We start from the raw sequence: 16724 nt of genomic DNA, 5'->3' as shown, positions 1-16724 counted from the left end.
GGCGGCGTGGAGCAAAAATCCGTACGCGAATCCGTGGTCTCGACGTGGATCAACGACGTCACGCCGAGCCTGTCCGGTCTGATCGCGATCCCCGCGCTGTCCCCGGCGTTCGACGCGGACTGGGCGTCGACCGGGCATCTCGCCGCCGCCGTCCAGCACGTCAAGAGCTACCTCGAAGGGCGCGACCTGCCGGGCGCGCGGATCGAGGTCGTCGAGCTGGACGGCCGTTCCCCGCTGTTGTTCGTCGACGTTCCGGCCACCCCGGGCGCGACGGACAAGGGCACTGTCCTGATGTATGGCCACCTCGACAAACAGCCTCCGGTCGGCGGCTGGTCCGAGGGCCTCGACCCGTGGACGCCGGTGATCCGCGACGGCCGCCTGTACGGCCGCGGTTCGGTGGACGACGGCTACTCGGGGTACGCGGCCAGTGCCGCGGTGGAAGCGGTGCACGCGGCCGGCGGCGAGCACGCGCGAATCGCGCTGCTGCTGGAAACCGGCGAGGAATCCGGCAGCCCGGACCTGCCCGCGTACCTGGAGCACCTGAGCGCGCGGCTCGGCGAAGTCAGCCTCGTCGTGTGCCTCGACGCGGGCGGCATGGACTACGAGCGGCTGTGGCTCACCACCAGCCTGCGCGGCATGGTGCACCTGACGGTCACCGTCCAGCTGCTCGCCACCGCGCAGCATTCCGGGCTGGCCAGCGGGGTTGTCGCCAGCTCGTTCCGCGTGCTGCGGCAGTTGCTGGAGCGGATCGAGAACGCGGAAACCGGCGAGATCAAGCTGTCCGAGCTGAACGTCGAGGTGCCGGCCAGCCGCCGCGCCGAGATCGAGGCGGTCGCGGAGGTGGCCCCGGAGGCGCTGCGCACCGCGTTCCCGTTGGTGAGCGGCGGAAAGACGGTGTCCGAGGACGCGCTTGAGCTGCTGCTGAACAACTACTGGCGGCCGACGCTGTCGATCATCGGCGGCGAAGGACTTCCGAAGCCCGCCGAAGCAGGCAACGTACTGCGGCAGAGCACCACGCTCACGCTCAGCTTCCGCCTGCCGCCGACCGCGGTCGCGGAAGACGCGCTGGCGGCGATCAAGCGGGCGCTGACCACGGATGTTCCGTACGGCGCGAAGGTCACCATCGCCGAGGACCAGCAGGCGGAGAACGGCTGGAACGCGCCGGAGGAAGCCGCGTGGCTGACCGACGCGCTGCGCCGGGTCGACGACGAGGTGTTCGGCCGTCCGCACCGCGCCGCGGGCATGGGCGGGTCGATCCCGTTCATGGGCCTGCTCGGCGAGAAGTACCCGGAGGCGCAGTTCCTGGTCACCGGCGCGTGCGGCGCGGATTCGAACATCCACGTGCCGGACGAGTGGCTGAACCTGGACTACGCCCAGCAGGTCACCGAAGCGGTGGCGCACCTGCTGGACGCGCACGCCCGCAGCTGACCTTCCCTCGTGAATGCCTGCGCCGGGGAGAACCGGCGCAGGCACTCACGAGGCCTCACGCAAGTTTGCCCAGCGCGTCGGCGACCCGGGTCTGCTCGGGCGCGAACCGCTGGTACGAGAACGGCGTCTCGTTGTTCCACGGGATCAGCTTGCCCGCCTTCACCGCGGGCAGCTGCTGCCAGGTCGGGACGCCGCCGAGCCCGTCCGGGCCGAGCGACAGCGAACCGCCGCGCGAGTCGTACATGATCACGTCGGCCGAGTATTTGCCGACGTTCTCCCAGCTGACCTGCTCGTAGTAGCCGCCCTGGCTCTCGTCGGGCTTCTCGGGCAGGACGAACTGCATCCCCTTCTCCTGGTAGTGCTTCGAGGTCGCGAACTTCGAAGGGTTGGCCACGTACACGGTGTCCTTCTGCGCGGACAGCAGCACGACCTTGAGCCCGGCCGTCTTCTTGACCGCCTCGGCGAACTTGGCGTCCGCGGCTTCGTACTTTTCCTTCGCCTGCTGGATTTCCGGCGTCGCGACGTTCGCGCCGAGCGCCTTCGCCAGCGCCTCGAACTTCGCGATCCCTTGCGGCATCGCGATGTCCTGCAGTCCGATGCCGACACTCGGCGCGGCCTTGTCGACCTTGTCCGCCAAGGTGTCCGGCACGTACCACATCTGCTGCTTCAGATACATCACGCTGACCAGCAGCTGCGGGTTCAGCGACACGAACTTGTCGAAGTTGAACTCGTTCCAGACGTTGCCCAGCGAGGTCACCGACTTCAGGTCGACGCCGCCCGCCTGCGGATCGGTTTTGCCGTCCGGCAGTCGCGACGGTCCGAAGATGCCCACCGATTTCACGCCGAAGTCCCACAGCGCGGCCGCGGCGGTCACCTGCGCGACGATCCGTTGTGGACGCGCGCCTTCGAGCTTGCGGCCGCGGTCGTCGGTGAACGACCAGGTCGCGCCGCCGTCGGCGGCGGGCTGGTCGTCTTTGTACCCGCAGGCGCTCAGTAGGCCGAGCGTGCCCGCGGCGGCGGTGCCGGCGAGAAAACCGCGGCGGGACAGCCGCGCCGGGGAGAGGGTCATCGGAACTCCGGAGGATCGGGTGCGGTACTGCCTGAGGTTAGCCTTGCCTTAGGGTGAACGCCATGGTCCTGCTTGGGGAGCGCGTCACATCCCGGCGCTGGGGCGTCCGCGCGACAGTCCTGGTCGCGGCGCTCGTCGCCCTCGTCGCCGTGGTGGTGCTGTCCATCGCCTTCGGCTCCAACCGATTGCCGCTCGGCAGCGTCTGGCACGCACTGTTCTCCTACCGCGGGACCTTCGAAGACGTGGTGATCCGCGACGACCGGCTGCCGCGGACGTTGCTCGGCCTGGCCGTCGGCGTCGGACTCGGCCTGGCTGGCGCGCTGCTGCAGGCGATCACGCGCAACCCGGTCGCCGACCCCGGCCTGCTCGGCATCAACCACGGCGCGGCGGTCGCGATCGTCCTGGGCGGCGCGGTGTTCTCGGTGTCTTCGCCGCAACAGCTGGTGTGGTTCGCGTTCTTCGGCGCGCTCGCCGGAACGGTCCTGGTCACGGTGATCGGCGGTTCGGTGAGCCCGCTGCGGCTGGTGCTCGCGGGCGTCGCGGTACAGGCCGTGTTCGTCGGGATCAACCAGGGCATGCAGATGATCAACACGCACAGCCTCGACCAGATGCGGTACTGGCTCGTCGGCTCGCTGGTCAACCGGAACCTCGACAGCCTCGCCGGACTGCTGCCGTTCTTCCTGATCGCGGTGGTGCTCGCGGGCGTGCTCGCCCGGCCGCTCAACGCGGTCGCGCTCGGCGACGACAGCGCGCGCGGCCTCGGCGCGAACCCGGCGCTGACCCGCGCGGTCGGCATGATCGCCGTCGGCTTGCTCTCGGCGACCGCGACCGCGGCGTGTGGGCCGATCGCGTTTGTCGGGCTGATGATCCCGCACGTCGTGCGCGCGCTGGTCGGCCAGGACGAACGATGGGTGCTGCCGTTGTCCGCACTGCTCGGACCGGTGTTGCTGCTCGGCTGCGACGTGCTCGGCCGGTTGCTCGGCGGCAACGGCGAAATCCAGGTGGGCCTGATGACGGACGTGATCGGCGGCGTCGCCTTCGTGATCGTGGCGCGGCGGTTGAAGGCGGTGCGGCGATGAGGACGTGGGTGGTCGTCGGACTGCTGACGCTGGTCGCGGCAGCGCTGCTGGTGCTCGCCGTGGGCACCGGTGACTACGAGATGTCGCCGGCCGAAGTCCTGCGGACGCTCGCCGGATCCGGCACGAAGGCGCAGTACCTGGTGGTCACCGGCCGCCTGCCGCGCGCGTTGGTCGCGATCTTCGTCGGCGCCGCGCTCGCGCTGGCGGGCACGGTTTTCCAGACGGTGACCCGGAATCCGCTCGGCAGCCCGGACATCATCGGCTTCACCACCGGCTCGGCGACCGGCGGGATCATGATGATCCTGCTGTTCGGCGCGGGCCCCGGCTTGGTCTCGGTCGGCGCCGTCGCGGGCGGTTTGCTCACCGCGCTGCTGGTCACCGCGCTGTGCGCCCCGCACGGTCTGCTCAGTTCCCGGCTGGTGCTGCTGGGCATCGCAGTGAGCGCGGTGCTGGCCGGGGTGAACGGATACCTGCTGGTGCAAGCGAAACTCGAAGCGGCGGCCCAGGCGGTCGGCTGGCTGACCGGCGACCTGGCGGGCCGCGACTGGAACTACTTCCTCCCGCTGTGCCTGGCCGTTCTGGTGCTCGCGCCGTTCCTCTTCGTGCACCAGCCCGCCCTGCGAATGCTGGAAATGGGCGACGACGCCGCGGTCGCGGTCGGGGTCGCCGTGCCGCGAGTGCGCGCGGTGGTCCTGCTGGCCGCGGTCGCGCTGGCCGCTTCCGCGACCGCTGCGGCTGGGCCGATTCCGTTCGTCGCCCTTGCCGCACCGCAACTCGCCCGCCGCCTGACCCGTCGCCCCGGCCCGAACCTGCTCGCCTCCGCGGCGATGGGAGCGGTGCTGGTACTGGCGGCGGACTTCGTGGGCCAGCGGGTTTTGGACGCTTCACTGCTGCCGGTGGGCGTGGTCGCGGCCGCGCTGGGCGGAGGGTATCTGTTGTGGCTGCTGGCGGTTTCCCGTCGGCGGCAGACCGCGTGACTACGCCATCCGCGTCAGTTCCACCGAAACGTCCAAAGTAGACTGACTGGCCCCGGTAAAAATCCCCTTCAACGGAGCCACATCCGCGTAATCGCGCCCAGTCGCGACCCACACGTGCCGCGGGCCGACCGGGATCGCGTTCGTCGGGTCGTGCGCCCACCAGCCGCCGGTCCACACGTCGACCCAGGCGTGGCTTTCGCCCTCCACCTTCTCGCCGAGTTTGGCCTCCGGTTTGGTGTGCAGGTACCCCGAGCAGTACCGCGCCGGGATGCCGATCGCCCGCAGCATCACCAGCGTGACGTGCGCGAAGTCCTGGCACACGCCCTCGCGCGCCCGCCACGCGTCGGTCGCCGTGCTGTGTACGCCAGTGGTCCCGGGCTGGTATTTCAACTGCTCGTTCACCCAGCCGCAGATCGCGAGCACCGCGTCCGCCGGGTCCAGTCCCTTGCGCAGCGCGCGGGCCTGTTTGGACAGTTCCTGGTCGTTCGGCGTATACGGGGTCGGCGTCAAAAACTCCGTGCGCTGATCGCGGACGGTCTCGCTCTGCAGGTCTTTCCACGTCGCCGAACGCACCGGTTCCGCCTCGTCCGCGGTCTCCACCACGGAAGTCGCGAGCACGGTGAACTCGGTGTGCGGCGCGTGCAAGTCGAACGACGTGACCTCGGTGCCCCAGTAATCGGTGTAGCGATAGGCGCGGGTGGCCGGGGAGGTTTCGATGCGGGTGGCCAGCGCGGTCTGCCGCCGGTCCGAACGCGGGGTGAGCCGGGCTTCGTTGTACGACTGGGTGGCCGGCGTCGCGTACCGGTAGCCGGTCCGGTGCGTCACCCGCAATTGCCAGGTCACAGGGACACCTCCGCACCGCTCCACGCCACCCACGGCGACGTGTGGAAGTACTGAATGGACACTGCTTCCCCGACTTCCTTGATCGCTTCCTGCAGTCCGCGCAGCCGCCGCGGCAGGTCGTCCAGCAGCGCCGCGGGATGGAGGAATTCCAGCTCGCTCCGGGCGCGCCCGAGCAGCCGGACGGCCTCGGACTTTTCGTTGCCCCGGGCGTTGATTCCCGGATCGAGCTGGCGTAAACAATCCTCCGCCTGGCGCAGCGCGTGGAAAACGGAACGCGGGAACAGCGTGTCCCGGAGCAGGAATTGCACCACGCGCGCCGCGTCGAGTGCGCCGCGGTTCGTGCGCAGGTAAGTGTCCTGCGCGCCCGCCGAGCGAAGCACGGTCATCCACCCCGGCGACGAAGCGCGGTCGGAAACTCGCGAAAGCAGCAGCCGCACCACCATGTCGGCGCGTTCGACCGATCGGCCGAGCACGAGGAACAGCCAGCCGTCGTCGCGGCTCATCGTGGAATCGGCGAGCCCGGCGAACATCGCCGCTCGTTCCTCCACAAAGGACAGAAACGCGTGCGGTCCGGCGCGGCGGGCGTACCGTTGCCGGTCCGGCACCGCGTTCCAGGTCGCGTTCAGGCATTCCCACAGTTCGGTCGAGACGACCTCGCGCGCGCCGCGGGTGTTCTCGCGCGCGGAGTTGATCGAGCCGACGATGGACGACGGGTTGTCCTTCGCGTAGGCGACCAGTTCGGTCAGTTTCCACACGTCGAGCGCGTCGCCCGCGTCGAACGGGATGCCGAGCACGGCGAGCAGCTGACGGCTGACGTGGTCCGGATCGACGCTCGCGTCTTCCAGCAGCTGGTGCACCGAGACGTTGAGGATGCGGGAGGTGTCGTCGGCGCGTTCGACGTAACGGCCGATCCAGTACAGCGACTCCGCGTTGCGGGCCAGCATCATGGATTTCCCTCCCTCAGCTCTGCTGTTGCTGTTGTTGCTGCTGCGACGTGGACAGCTCCGGCCCCTGCTCCGCGGCCACTCCGTCCACAACGGACACATCGCCGAGCGCGGGCCGGTCGAGTTCCTGTTCCGACGTCGAGGACCGCGACGCGAGCACCCAGGTGTCCTTCGACCCGCCGCCCTGCGACGAGTTCACCACGAGACTGCCCTCGGGCAGCGCGACCCGGGTGAGCCCGCCGGGCAGCACGAAGATCTCCTTGCCGTCGTTGACCGCGAACGGCCGCAGGTCGACGTGCCGCGGCGCGAGCCGGTCGTCCACCTTGGACGGCACGGTCGACAGCTGCACCACCGGCTGCGCGATCCAGCCGCGCCGGTTCGCGCGCACCTTGCGGCGCAACGCGTCCAGCTCCTTTTTGGACGCTTCCGGCCCGAAGACGATGCCGTATCCGCCGGAGCCCTCGACCGGTTTGATCACCAATTCGTCGGCGTGCTGCATGACGTGGTCGAACTCGTCGGGCAGCCAGCAGCGGAAGGTGTCCACATTGGGCAGAATGGGTTTTTCGTTCAGGTAATAGCGCACCATTTCCGGCACGTAGGTGTAGACGAGCTTGTCGTCGCCGACGCCGTTGCCGACCGCGTTCGCCACCACCACGTTGCCCGCGCGCGCCGCGTTGAGGATGCCGGCGACGCCGAGCACCGAGTCCGGCCGGTGGTGCACCGGGTCGAGGAAATCGTCGTCGATCCGCCGGTAGATCACGTCGACCTGGCGTTCGCCCTCGGTGGTGCGCAGGTAGACCACGTTGTCGCGGCAGAACATGTCGCGGCCCTCGACCAGCTCCACGCCCATCAGCCGGGCGAGCAGCGAATGCTCGAAGTAGGCCGAGTTGTAGACGCCCGGGGTGAGCACGACGACCATCGGATCGGCGACGTTCGGGGCGGCCGCCGCTCGCAGTGCGCGAAGCAGATGTGACGCGTAGTCACCGACCGGCCGGACCCGGTGTCGCGCGAACAGGTCGGGGAACACGCGCGCCATCGTGCGCCGGTTCTCCATCACGTAGGACACGCCGGACGGGTTGCGGAGATTGTCCTCCAGCACCCGAAAAGTGCCCTCCTCGTCGCGCACGAGGTCCACGCCGGACACGTGGATCCGCACGCCGTTGGGCGGTTTGATCCCGTATGCCTCGCGGTGGAAGTGCTCGCACGAGGTGATCAGCCGGCGCGGGAGCACGCCGTCGCGCAGGATCTGCCGGTCGCCGTAGACGTCGGCGAGGAACGCCTCCAGCGCCCGGACACGCTGTGTCACGCCGCGTTCGAGCCGGGACCATTCGGTCGCCTGGAGGACGCGGGGCACGAGGTCGAGCGGAAACGGCCGCTCCTGGCCGGAAAGCGAGAAGGTGATCCCCTGGTCCACCATCGCCCGGTCAAGGGCCTGCGAGCGGTTGGTGAGGTCGCTGGCGTCGAGCGCGGCGATCGAGCCGTACAGCGCTCGGTACGGCGCGCGGACCGTGCCGTCGGGCGCGAACATCTCGTCGTACGCGCCAGCGTGCGGCCGCTCCGGGGCGAGGTAGCCGTCGAACTGCGCGCCGGGCCGGGCCGCGCGGCGGCCTTTCACCGTTCGCGCACGTCGTCCGGCTGGCGGCAGCCGGGGACCGGGGTTGCTGTTCATGGGGGACATCCTGACTTACCGCGCCGCACGGCCCGGACACCCGTCTTCCGGTCAAGTCTTGTGCGAAACTTCCCCGTGACGCAGCAGTGCTGTGCATACCCGCTTATGAGTGGCAATATGCCAGCTCTCAGCCCTTGAGAACTACGAGGAGTGACGAAGTGGCCCGAGGACAGCAAATGAAGGCACTCGCCCTTCTCCCCGCTTTCGCGCTGGTCGGCATGACGATGGCGTGCGGCGCGGGCGGCAACGGATCCGGCGGCACCGACGCGGGTTCCAGCCAGGCTCCCGGCGGGACCGAAAGCGCGCCGACCGCGCAGAAGGACGCGGCGCTGGCCGCGCTGGTGCCCGCCGACATCAAGGCCGACGGCAAGATCGTGATCGGGCAGGACCAGACCTACCCGCCGAACGAATTCGTCGAGAACGGCAAGGCGACCGGCTTCGACGTCGACCTCGGCACCGCGGTCGGCCAGGTGCTCGGCGTGCAGACGGAGTTCCAGAACTCGGCGTTCGACGGCATCATTCCCGGTATTTCGGCGAAGAAGTACGAAATGGGCATCTCGTCGTTCACGATCAACGCCGAGCGGATGCAGACCGTCGACATGATCTCGTACTACAGCGCGGGCACCTCGCTCGCGGTGCTCAAGGGCAATCCGGACAAACTGTCGGTGGACGACCTGTGCGGCAAGAACGTGGCCGTGCAGAAGGGCACCACGCAGGTCGACGACCTCGGCAAGCGCAACACCGCGTGCACCAAGGCGGGCAAGCAGCCGATCGACATCACCCAGTTCCAGGCGCAGACCGACGTGAACCTGGCGCTGACCGCGAAGCGCGTGCAGGCCGAACTGGCCGACTCGCCGGTCATCGACTACGCGGTGAAGCAGACCAGCGGTCAGCTGGAGGCCGCCGGCGCGCCGTACGACACCGCGCCGTACGGGATCGTGCTGCCGAAGGGCAGCGGCGACTTCGGCAAGGCGGTGCAGGGCGCCGTGCAGAAGCTGATCGACACCGGCATCTACAAGAAGATCCTGGACAAGTGGGGCTTGTCGGGTTCGGGCGCCATCACCAAGTCGGAGATCAACCCGTCCGCTTCCTGAGAACCGGCCGCTTCCTGAAGAAATCGAGGACGTAGTTACTCGTGTCCACTCCCCCCGGCCCCGCCGATTCCTGGCAGGAGGTCGACACCACCCCGATCAAGGCGGTCCCGGTCCGGCATTACGGACGCTGGATCGCCGGCGTGCTCATCGTGTTCGTCGCGTTCATCGTGATCCGCAGCGTCGTCACGAATTCCGCGTTGCAGTGGCCGGTCGTCGGCGAGTACCTCTTCGACAACCGGATTCTCAACGGCCTGCGGAACACGCTGGTGCTCACGGTGATCTCGATGATCATCGGCATCGTCGGCGGCGTGCTGCTCGCGGTGATGCGACTGTCGCCGAACCTGCTGATGTCGGGTGCCGCGTCGGTGTACATCTGGCTGTTCCGCGGCACGCCGCTGATCACTCAGCTGGTGATCTGGAACTTCCTTGCGCTGGCGTATTCGAAGATCGGCCTGGGCATTCCGTTCGGGCCGACCTTCATCAGCTGGGACACGAACACGCTGATCAACCAGTTCGTCGCCTCGTTGCTGGGCCTCGGCCTCAACGAGGCGGCGTACATGGCGGAAATCGTCCGCGGCGGCATCCAGTCCGTGGACAGCGGACAGCTGGAGGCCGCGTCCGCGCTTGGCATGAGCCGGGGCAAGACGCTGCGCCGGATCATCCTGCCGCAGGCGATGCGGGTGATCATCCCGCCCACCGGCAACGAGACCATCTCGATGCTGAAGACCACCTCGCTGGTCGTCGTCATCGGATACTTCGAGCTGTTCGTGTCGGCACAGACGATTTATTCGCAGAACTACAAGACAGTGCCGCTGCTGATCGTCGCGGCGACGTGGTACCTGTTCATGACGTCGGTGCTGACGGTCGTGCAGTTTTACATCGAGCGGTATTTCGCCCGGGGCACTTCACGGGCGACCGCGCAGAAGAACAAGTGGGGAGCGCGAATGCTGGGCTACCGCTTCGGCCGCGGCGGCGCCGGAGGCGGGGGTGCTGCGCGGTGACTCCTGTTGTTTCCGCACAGAAGGTGTGCAAGAGCTTCGGCTCGCTCGAAGTGCTGAAGGGCATCGACCTGGAAGTGCACGACCGAGAGGTGCTCTGCCTGATCGGCCCGTCCGGCTCCGGCAAGTCCACCCTGCTGCGCTGCATCAACCACCTGGAGAAAATCGACGCGGGCCGGCTGTATGTCGACGGCGTGCTGGTCGGCTACCGCGAACGCGGCGGCCGATTGCACGAGCTGCGGGACAAGGAAGTCGCCGAGCAGCGCAAGAACATCGGCATGGTGTTCCAGCGATTCAACCTGTTCCCGCACATGACGGCTTTGGAAAACGTCATGGAGGCCCCGGTCCAGGTCCGCCGCGAGCCTCGGGCCCAGGTCCGGGAACGGGCGCTGGAACTGCTGGACCGCGTCGGCCTGGCGGACAAGGCGCGGTCCTACCCCGGCCAGCTTTCGGGCGGCCAGCAGCAACGGGTCGCCATCGCGCGAGCACTGGCGATGCAACCGAAGCTGATGCTCTTCGACGAGCCGACGTCCGCTTTGGACCCGGAGCTGGTGGGCGACGTGCTGGGCGTCATGCGCCAGCTCGCCAAGGACGGCATGACGATGGTCGTGGTAACCCACGAAATGCAGTTCGCCCGCGAGGTAGCCGACAAGGTCTTCTTCATGGACGGCGGGGTTGTCGTGGAGTCCGGGGCCCCGGACGAGGTCATCGGGGATCCGAAGCATGAACGAACGAAGGCGTTCTTGGCCCGGGTGCTGAACCCGAACGCTTGAGTTTTTTGCTTGGGGCCGCCCGGAGATTCTCCGGGCGGCCCTTTTTAACGGCGCAGCTCGTTCTCCAGCTGCTGCACCTTCTTCGCCATCTCCTGCGGCCCAGCGCCGGCCAAGCTGATCCATCCGGACTTGTCCACCCCGAACAGGATCCGCCCCTCCTCCATATCCGCCCACCCCGGCGGATTCTCGTTGCGCCGCCGCTTCCCGCGACCGTCCCGGACCGCGACGTACAGCCGTCCGAAGTAGGTGTGCGGCTTCGCCAGCCACTGCAGCACCTGCTTCGCGTCCCGAATACTCGGACTCGTCCGCCCCGACGGCTGGCTGCCGCCTTTAACCAACTTCAGATCCTCGTCGGAACAGTTAAGCGAAAGCACCCGCGCCGCCGGAGCCTCCGGCAGCAACGCGACGAACTCCCGGACCAACGTATCCGCCGAACACGGCGCGATATACAACTTCTGGTTCACCGCAACCACAGTCGCCGCGTCCCGCCCACTCGCGGCGGCCCGCACCGTCCGCTCGCCACGCTCCGATTTGACCCACGAGTAGTACTCGACACCCGGACGCTGCAGCAAATGCATTGTCTCAACGAACTCGTCGCTAAGCCGCCCCCGTTGCAGCAAACCAACAGTGTGCAACTCGCGGTCCGTGTCTGCCGCCAGCTGCCGCCTTTCCTCCGGCGAGTACCACAACGCACCGCGCACCAACGTTGGGTGGATGTCGCCGAGATTCAGCCGCTCCAGCAGCACCTCGAAGGTTTGCAGGCTCAGCTCAACGGGCTTGCGCAGCACCGCTTTCCCTCCCCCATTCCGCTAAGCCCCAATAACCGGCGGCGTCGGCCGATTGCCGTCATAACCCCCGAAAATCGAATCCGGGTCCTCTTCGGACAGCAGGATTTTGCGCTGGTGTTCCTCGTCGTCGGGCCCTTTGCCGCCCTTGCCGCCGCCACCCATGCCACCCATGCCACCCATGCCCGGCTGGCCTTTCGCTCCAGCCGCCCCAGCCCCGCCCACTCCAGGCCGGGCCGCGCCCTCGCCAAACGCTCCCGCGCCGGTACCCGCACCGACACCTCGCGGTCCAGCACCACCGCCTGGGCTGGCTGCGCCACCGGATCCGGACCCGGACCCGCCCGGGCCGAATCCGCCGCCACCGCTAGTGGGCCCGAAGCCGCCAAACCCGCCGACCGGCCCGAACCCACCGTTCGTCCCGCCAGGATTCCCGCCACCAGACACCGAAACCGGCGGCTGCCACGTCGGCGGCGGAGTGGGATCCGCCCAAGCCGCCCGAGTGCTGTCATTCGGCGGCGTCATGGGCGGAGCTACACTCCCGCCGTGGCCAGGCGGCGGCGTCATGGGCGGAACCGCACTCCCGCCGTGGCCGGGCGGCGGAGGAGCCTGCATGCCCGCGGCCCCGGGAGGAGCGGAGTAGGTGCTGGGCCCGCTGCTGTAGTTGTGCGAGGAACCCCCGCCGGCCGAGTGGTGGCCAATGCCGGAGCCGACTCGCCCGGTAGTGGCCCCCGGAGTCTGCTGATCCGGAGTAATGCCAGTCGAGGACACATCCGGATCGTGCGCGGCCGGATAATCCATCGGCATGGTCTGAGTCCGAGGATCGGTGCTCAGCTGGTACTGGCCGTACGCCTCGACATTCTTCTTGGTCTTGTCGTCGAACTCCGCGGCGGCGATCTCGTCGTCGCTCGCTCCGAGCGAAACGTAATCCGAGAGCTTCTGGTCGTCAGGCCTGGTCGGCGCGACCGGGACAACTGCGTTCTTCACGTAGTTGAACGCCGCTGACTGTTCCGCGATGGACTTCTGCATCGAGTCCATCTTTTCCGCGGCGATGTGGGACGTGGCGATCAACGGGGCGAGTCCGGCCTTGCCGGTCTCGGCGGCCTGTCCTTTCCAGAAGGAATTGAGCGCCGCTTGGCTTTCGGTGAGCTTGGTGGCTACCTCGTGATGAATGGATTTGAGTTCACCGCAGCCACCGCCCATCGCGTCCAGGCCGGTCGTGTCGCCCGGGTTGTGGAGCTGGTTGAAGATGTCATGACCGGTGAGCACCACGTCAACCTGCCTTCAACCGGGTGATCTCGGCGGCAGCAAGCTTCTCCGCCAGCCCGCACGGGTCGGCTACCACGGGGCTTCCCGAGCGCAACTGGGTGTTGACGGTGTAGGTGAGGTCGTCGCGCACCCCTACCGCCAGCGCGCACGATCCGGTCCCCTCGTCGCCTTTGCTGTAGACAACCGACGGATAGCCCAGAATCGGCGCGTGCGGCTTGAAAGTGGTCAGCCGCCCGGCTTGGTTTTCCAAGTAAAGGCTGTTGAGGCCGCGCTTGTTGCCCGAGAAGAAACCAGCACTGACGTTGCCTCCGTTTCCGTCGAACGTCCACTGGCAGGATTTGCCCACCATCGACTGGGCGACCGACGTGCCCTTGACCTTGCCGCCCGCCTTTTCCACCTCGGAGGTCGGGAGGGCGGAGCAGGGGTCCGCCTCGTACTGGGCGGTGTTGGTCAACGGCACGGCGACCTTCGGGGCGAGCATGCCTTCTGTCGGCTGCGAACTGGCCGGTGCTGGTGTCGCTTGTCCTCCGGCCGAGCCTCCTCCGCAAGCCGTCAGCAGCAGCGCACCCGCGCCGGCGAGTACGAGTTGGCGGGCGTGACGAATTCGCATTCAGTCGACCTTTCGGGTTCCGCGGAGCGCGTCGATCGCGGCGTGGTCCTGCTTCACGTATGCGGTTCGGATGTCTTTGAGGGTTTGGACATAAGCGTCCAGGTAATCGACCGTGCCCCGGAGAAATTCGTTGTACGCGGTCGTGGCGCGGTCCGCCGCCTGCGAGTATGCCGTCGTAACGCTGTCCGAACCCGGCTGGCCGAGCTGCGCGAACTGAATCGCGATGGTCCGGGCCCTCGAGTACTCGTTGTCCAGGCTGTCCTCGAGCTGCTGGATCACCTTGTCCATCGCCTCCGGGTTGAATTCCCAGCCGCCGTTGGACGCGGCCGCCGCGAAGTCCGCTTTGGCCTGGCCTGACCCGAGCGCGCCGAAATTCGGCGGCGGAGGCGGTGGCGTCGCCGCGTTGGCTCCCGGGACCAGCCCGGATCCGGGCGGCGGAGCGGTCGGCGCCGTCGAGATGATCTGGTTCTGGACGCCCTGCAGCCCGCTGTTCGTTCCGTCTGGCATGTCGTGCCTCCCCGCACGGGCCGCGGTTCCTGGGCGCGGCCTACCCTCTGTTCTTGATCAGCTTCGGCACGTGACCATAGCAGGGACGAACCACCCACGAGGCGCGTTCCGGTTAGATCGCCCAGGCGGTGGAGCAATCCAGTAGCCACCCACACGCACTCGGTAACCCCCGCCAAGCACTACTCCACCCGGCCCCTTGCTCATCCGCCGTTGATCCGATTCCCTGAGGGCCGAACGATCGTGGGGAGAAGGGGCTCGTGCCGACCGATACGACCTTGCCGCCGCTTGATCCGTTTGCCGGGGTTCCCGACAAGCGGTACGAGGTGAAGGCCGCGGACCTGCTCAAACCTGGGACCACCGGCATTCTCCGCTGGAGACGGCAGGCCACCAACGCGCCGATCGTGCTGGTCGAGGACGCCTACATCACCGGCACGCTCGATCTTCGCGCCGGCGACCTCAATTTCCTTTTCCAATTCGAACGCTGCCGGTTCGAGCATCCGCCGGACGTGCGCGAGGCGACGCTTCTCGGGCTTGTTTTCCGGAAATGCTGGCTACCCGGACTCCGGGCCCGAAATTTGCGCAGCCGGAATGATGTACGGCTTATTCGCAGCGTCGTGGAAATCGCGGCGGACGGGTTCGAAATGGAGACGACCACCGTGCAGCGCGGGGACGATCGCGAGCGCGGGATGCCCAACGCGGCCGTCAATCTCACCGACGCGGTGATCGACGGGTCGGTCGTGCTCACCAGGACCACGATCAAGCATCCGCACGGCAAGGCGATTCAGGGCGACCGCCTCGTGATCACCGGTGCGCTGCTGGCCTATCGCATGGTCGCCAAGGGCGAGGTGCGGCTGCCGGGCATGCGGACCGGCGGTAACGTCAACTTTTCCGGGGCCACGTTCGACAATCCGGACGGCTTCGCGTTCAACGGGAACGGCCTGCACATCGGCGGCAGTTTGCTGTGCGAGGTCGACAACTACGGGCCGGCCAGCGAGCGGAAACGGTTCTCCGCCAAGGGAGTCCTCTATCTCCCCAGCGCCACTGTGGACAGTGACATCGTCATGCGCGAGGCGCGGCTTCAGGTCGACCAGCGCGGGCCGATCGCCGTGGACGCGTGGAAATCCGGCGATCCGTACCTCGATCCGCGGCCGGCGTTGGTCGCGGATCGGCTCAAGGTCGACGGCAATCTCGAGTTGTCTGACGGGCTCCGGGCCTTCGGCACGCTTCGCATGGTCAACGCGCGCATCGGCGGTTCGCTCAGGCTTGCGGGCGCGGAAATCACCATGGTGCGCGGCCGCGCGACGCCGTATTACGACCGGGCGCTGCATCTCGACGGGTCCACGATCGGCGGCGACATCGAGGCGACCAACCTTCGCGTGCCGATCGGGCAGTTGCGGCTCGCGGACGTCACGGTCGGCGGCAACTTCCTCGCCTGGAATTCGATGTTCCTCCACCCGGGGCGCGACGTGTTTTCCGCCCGGAGAGCCAAAATCTCCGGGAATTTCCAGCTGACCGACGCCACGCTACAGGGCACCCTGCGGCTGCAAGGCGCGGAAATCGGCGGCAGCGTGAACATGTTCGGCACGTTGCTGACCGAGCCAGGGCAACGGAAATCGAGCAGCTTCTCCCTCGACATCCGGACCGCGCGGATCGGACGCGACCTCGTGCTCACCGAGGACAAGGACCGCCCATTCCTGGCCGAGGGCGGCGTGAACCTCGACGGGGCGCAGATCGCGCGAAGGCTCGACATGCACGGCGCGAAGCTCGGCTCCCTTGCTCCGCACGACATCGCGCTCGACGCCAGCGACGTCACGGCGGACGAGTTCATCCTGTCCCCCGCGGAAGCGCCGACCGGCTCAGTGCGGTTGCGCAGGGCGCATTGCGGTGCGCTGGCCGACAACGAGGAGATCTGGAACGCTACCGACGGCCTGGAACTGGAAGATTTCCGTTACGACGCCCTGAAACACGGCATCGCGCTCGACGACGACAAAGCGTTGGACCACCGGATCGAACTGCTGCGCAAAGCAATGCGCGGCTACCGACCCGGCCCGTACGACCAGCTCGCCGCGACCCTGCGCGCAGCCGGTAACGAGGAGCACGCCTCGACGGTCGCGCTGAGAAAGCAGCAGTTCCGCTACGAAGCGCTCGCCAAGGGCTTCAAGTTCTTCGGCCCCGGCGTCCGGGTATGGAGCTGGCTGCAGCGATCGATGGTCGGCTACGGCTTCCGTCCGGTGCGCGCGCTCGGCTGGCTGCTCACGCTGCTGGTCCTCGGCAGCCTCTGGTTCGGCCTCGGCAAGGACGACTGCGTCAACGACCACACCGGCCGCTACATGACCAGCGGACCTCGTTGCCTGGTCAACCAGCAGGACTCCGGCCTGCAGTGGAATCCGGTCATCTACACCGCCGACCTGCTCGTGCCGATCGTCGACTTCGGCAACAAGTCGCGCTGGTACATGCACGGCGCGGACAACTGGGTGGCGGCCGGGTTCACCGCGTCCGGCTGGGTCCTCGCGACGACCGTCGCGGCGGGTGTCAGCCGGATGCTGCGGAGAGAGTCCTGATCTGTGTTTTTGGCGCCGGCTCCGCCGTCGCGTGCGGGATCGCCTTTAAGTATATATATATATATATATATATATATATATATATATATATATATATATATATATATATATATATATATAT

General features: G+C 67.5%; 15 protein-coding genes. 7 read left to right on the top strand and 8 right to left on the bottom strand.

Annotated elements, in window-relative coordinates; genetic code table 11:
• Positions 1–6: 6 nt before the first annotated feature.
• Positions 7–1428 carry a M20/M25/M40 family metallo-hydrolase gene (locus SSMG_RS38115; protein ID WP_009085100.1) on the top strand — a complete coding sequence of 474 codons (1422 nt, stop codon included), beginning with the start codon at positions 7–9 and terminating at the stop codon, positions 1426–1428.
• 55 nt (positions 1429–1483) lie between these two features.
• On the opposite strand, the gene SSMG_RS38110 is transcribed toward SSMG_RS38115, so the two are convergent.
• Complete coding sequence (locus SSMG_RS38110) at positions 1484–2497, bottom strand: ABC transporter substrate-binding protein (protein ID WP_009085098.1); 1014 nt, start codon at positions 2495–2497, stop codon at positions 1484–1486.
• 62 nt (positions 2498–2559) lie between these two features.
• On the opposite strand from SSMG_RS38110, the gene SSMG_RS38105 reads away from it, so the two are divergent.
• Both SSMG_RS38105 and SSMG_RS38100 read left to right on the top strand, forming a co-directional pair.
• Entirely contained in the window at positions 2560–3576 is a 1017-nt protein-coding gene (locus SSMG_RS38105; protein ID WP_037716245.1) for an iron ABC transporter permease, read from the top strand.
• On the top strand, positions 3573–4553 hold the full coding sequence (locus tag SSMG_RS38100; protein ID WP_037716243.1) for an iron chelate uptake ABC transporter family permease subunit: 981 nt from the start codon (positions 3573–3575) through the stop codon (positions 4551–4553). Before SSMG_RS38105 ends, SSMG_RS38100 begins: the two co-directional genes overlap by 4 nt.
• Here the strand turns inward: SSMG_RS38100 and SSMG_RS38095 are convergent, their stop codons facing one another.
• The 3 genes from SSMG_RS38095 to SSMG_RS38085 are packed head-to-tail and all read right to left on the bottom strand — an operon-like array spanning position 4554 to position 7868.
• Positions 4554–5396, bottom strand: coding sequence for a transglutaminase family protein (locus SSMG_RS38095; protein WP_009085093.1), 843 nt, complete (start codon positions 5394–5396; stop codon positions 4554–4556).
• Complete coding sequence (locus SSMG_RS38090) at positions 5393–6343, bottom strand: alpha-E domain-containing protein (protein WP_240690707.1); 951 nt, start codon at positions 6341–6343, stop codon at positions 5393–5395. Before SSMG_RS38090 ends, SSMG_RS38095 begins: the two co-directional genes overlap by 4 nt.
• A 13-nt stretch (positions 6344–6356) precedes the next feature.
• Entirely contained in the window at positions 6357–7868 is a 1512-nt protein-coding gene (locus SSMG_RS38085; RefSeq protein ID WP_199786426.1) for a circularly permuted type 2 ATP-grasp protein, read from the bottom strand.
• 317 nt (positions 7869–8185) lie between these two features.
• Here SSMG_RS38085 and SSMG_RS38080 point away from each other — a divergent pair, with 317 nt between their 5' ends.
• The 3 genes from SSMG_RS38080 to SSMG_RS38070 are packed head-to-tail and all read left to right on the top strand — an operon-like array spanning position 8186 to position 10874.
• The gene (locus SSMG_RS38080) at positions 8186–9103 is read left to right on the top strand and encodes an ABC transporter substrate-binding protein (protein WP_037716241.1); all 918 of its coding nucleotides are present in this window, start codon (positions 8186–8188) and stop codon (positions 9101–9103) included.
• A 41-nt stretch (positions 9104–9144) separates the two neighbouring features.
• A complete protein-coding gene (locus tag SSMG_RS38075) occupies positions 9145–10104 on the top strand; it encodes an amino acid ABC transporter permease (RefSeq protein WP_009085085.1) in 960 nt (319 codons plus the stop codon).
• Entirely contained in the window at positions 10101–10874 is a 774-nt protein-coding gene (locus SSMG_RS38070) for an amino acid ABC transporter ATP-binding protein (protein ID WP_009085083.1), read from the top strand. Before SSMG_RS38075 ends, SSMG_RS38070 begins: the two co-directional genes overlap by 4 nt.
• Before the next feature lie 44 nt (positions 10875–10918).
• On the opposite strand, the gene SSMG_RS38065 is transcribed toward SSMG_RS38070, so the two are convergent.
• The 4 genes from SSMG_RS38065 to SSMG_RS38050 are packed head-to-tail and all read right to left on the bottom strand — an operon-like array spanning position 10919 to position 14042.
• Positions 10919–11662 (bottom strand): ESX secretion-associated protein EspG, encoded by a 744-nt coding sequence (locus SSMG_RS38065; RefSeq protein ID WP_009085081.1) that lies wholly within the window; start codon positions 11660–11662, stop codon positions 10919–10921.
• A 21-nt stretch (positions 11663–11683) separates the two neighbouring features.
• Entirely contained in the window at positions 11684–12928 is a 1245-nt protein-coding gene (locus tag SSMG_RS38060; RefSeq protein ID WP_009085079.1) for a hypothetical protein, read from the bottom strand.
• Position 12929: 1 nt separating this feature from the next.
• On the bottom strand, positions 12930–13535 hold the full coding sequence (locus tag SSMG_RS38055; protein ID WP_009085077.1) for a DUF3558 domain-containing protein: 606 nt from the start codon (positions 13533–13535) through the stop codon (positions 12930–12932).
• Entirely contained in the window at positions 13536–14042 is a 507-nt protein-coding gene (locus SSMG_RS38050; protein WP_009085075.1) for a PE domain-containing protein, read from the bottom strand.
• A gap of 257 nt (positions 14043–14299) precedes the next feature.
• On the opposite strand from SSMG_RS38050, the gene SSMG_RS38045 reads away from it, so the two are divergent.
• Positions 14300–16603 (top strand): hypothetical protein, encoded by a 2304-nt coding sequence (locus tag SSMG_RS38045; protein ID WP_037716238.1) that lies wholly within the window; start codon positions 14300–14302, stop codon positions 16601–16603.
• Positions 16604–16724 lie beyond the last annotated feature (121 nt).

Source organism: Streptomyces sp. AA4, from assembly GCF_000158875.1.
In the GTDB taxonomy this organism is placed as follows: domain Bacteria; phylum Actinomycetota; class Actinomycetes; order Mycobacteriales; family Pseudonocardiaceae; genus Amycolatopsis.
The sequence above is the reverse complement of the archived record's forward strand: the minus strand, read 5'-3'. Positions and strand labels throughout refer to the sequence as shown.

What these genes read in the sequence shown, in the direction of transcription:
- SSMG_RS38110 (WP_009085098.1), bottom strand. Translation starts at nt 2,497, where the DNA reads ATGACCCTCTCCCCGGCGCGGCTGTCCCGCCGCGGTTTTCTCGCCGGC.
- SSMG_RS38105 (WP_037716245.1), top strand. Translation starts at nt 2,560, where the DNA reads ATGGTCCTGCTTGGGGAGCGCGTCACATCCCGGCGCTGGGGCGTCCGC.
- SSMG_RS38100 (WP_037716243.1), top strand. Translation starts at nt 3,573, where the DNA reads ATGAGGACGTGGGTGGTCGTCGGACTGCTGACGCTGGTCGCGGCAGCG.
- SSMG_RS38090 (WP_240690707.1), bottom strand. Translation starts at nt 6,343, where the DNA reads ATGATGCTGGCCCGCAACGCGGAGTCGCTGTACTGGATCGGCCGTTAC.
- SSMG_RS38085 (WP_199786426.1), bottom strand. Translation starts at nt 7,868, where the DNA reads ATGTTCGCGCCCGACGGCACGGTCCGCGCGCCGTACCGAGCGCTGTAC.
- SSMG_RS38080 (WP_037716241.1), top strand. Translation starts at nt 8,186, where the DNA reads ATGAAGGCACTCGCCCTTCTCCCCGCTTTCGCGCTGGTCGGCATGACG.
- SSMG_RS38055 (WP_009085077.1), bottom strand. Translation starts at nt 13,535, where the DNA reads ATGCGAATTCGTCACGCCCGCCAACTCGTACTCGCCGGCGCGGGTGCG.
- SSMG_RS38050 (WP_009085075.1), bottom strand. Translation starts at nt 14,042, where the DNA reads ATGCCAGACGGAACGAACAGCGGGCTGCAGGGCGTCCAGAACCAGATC.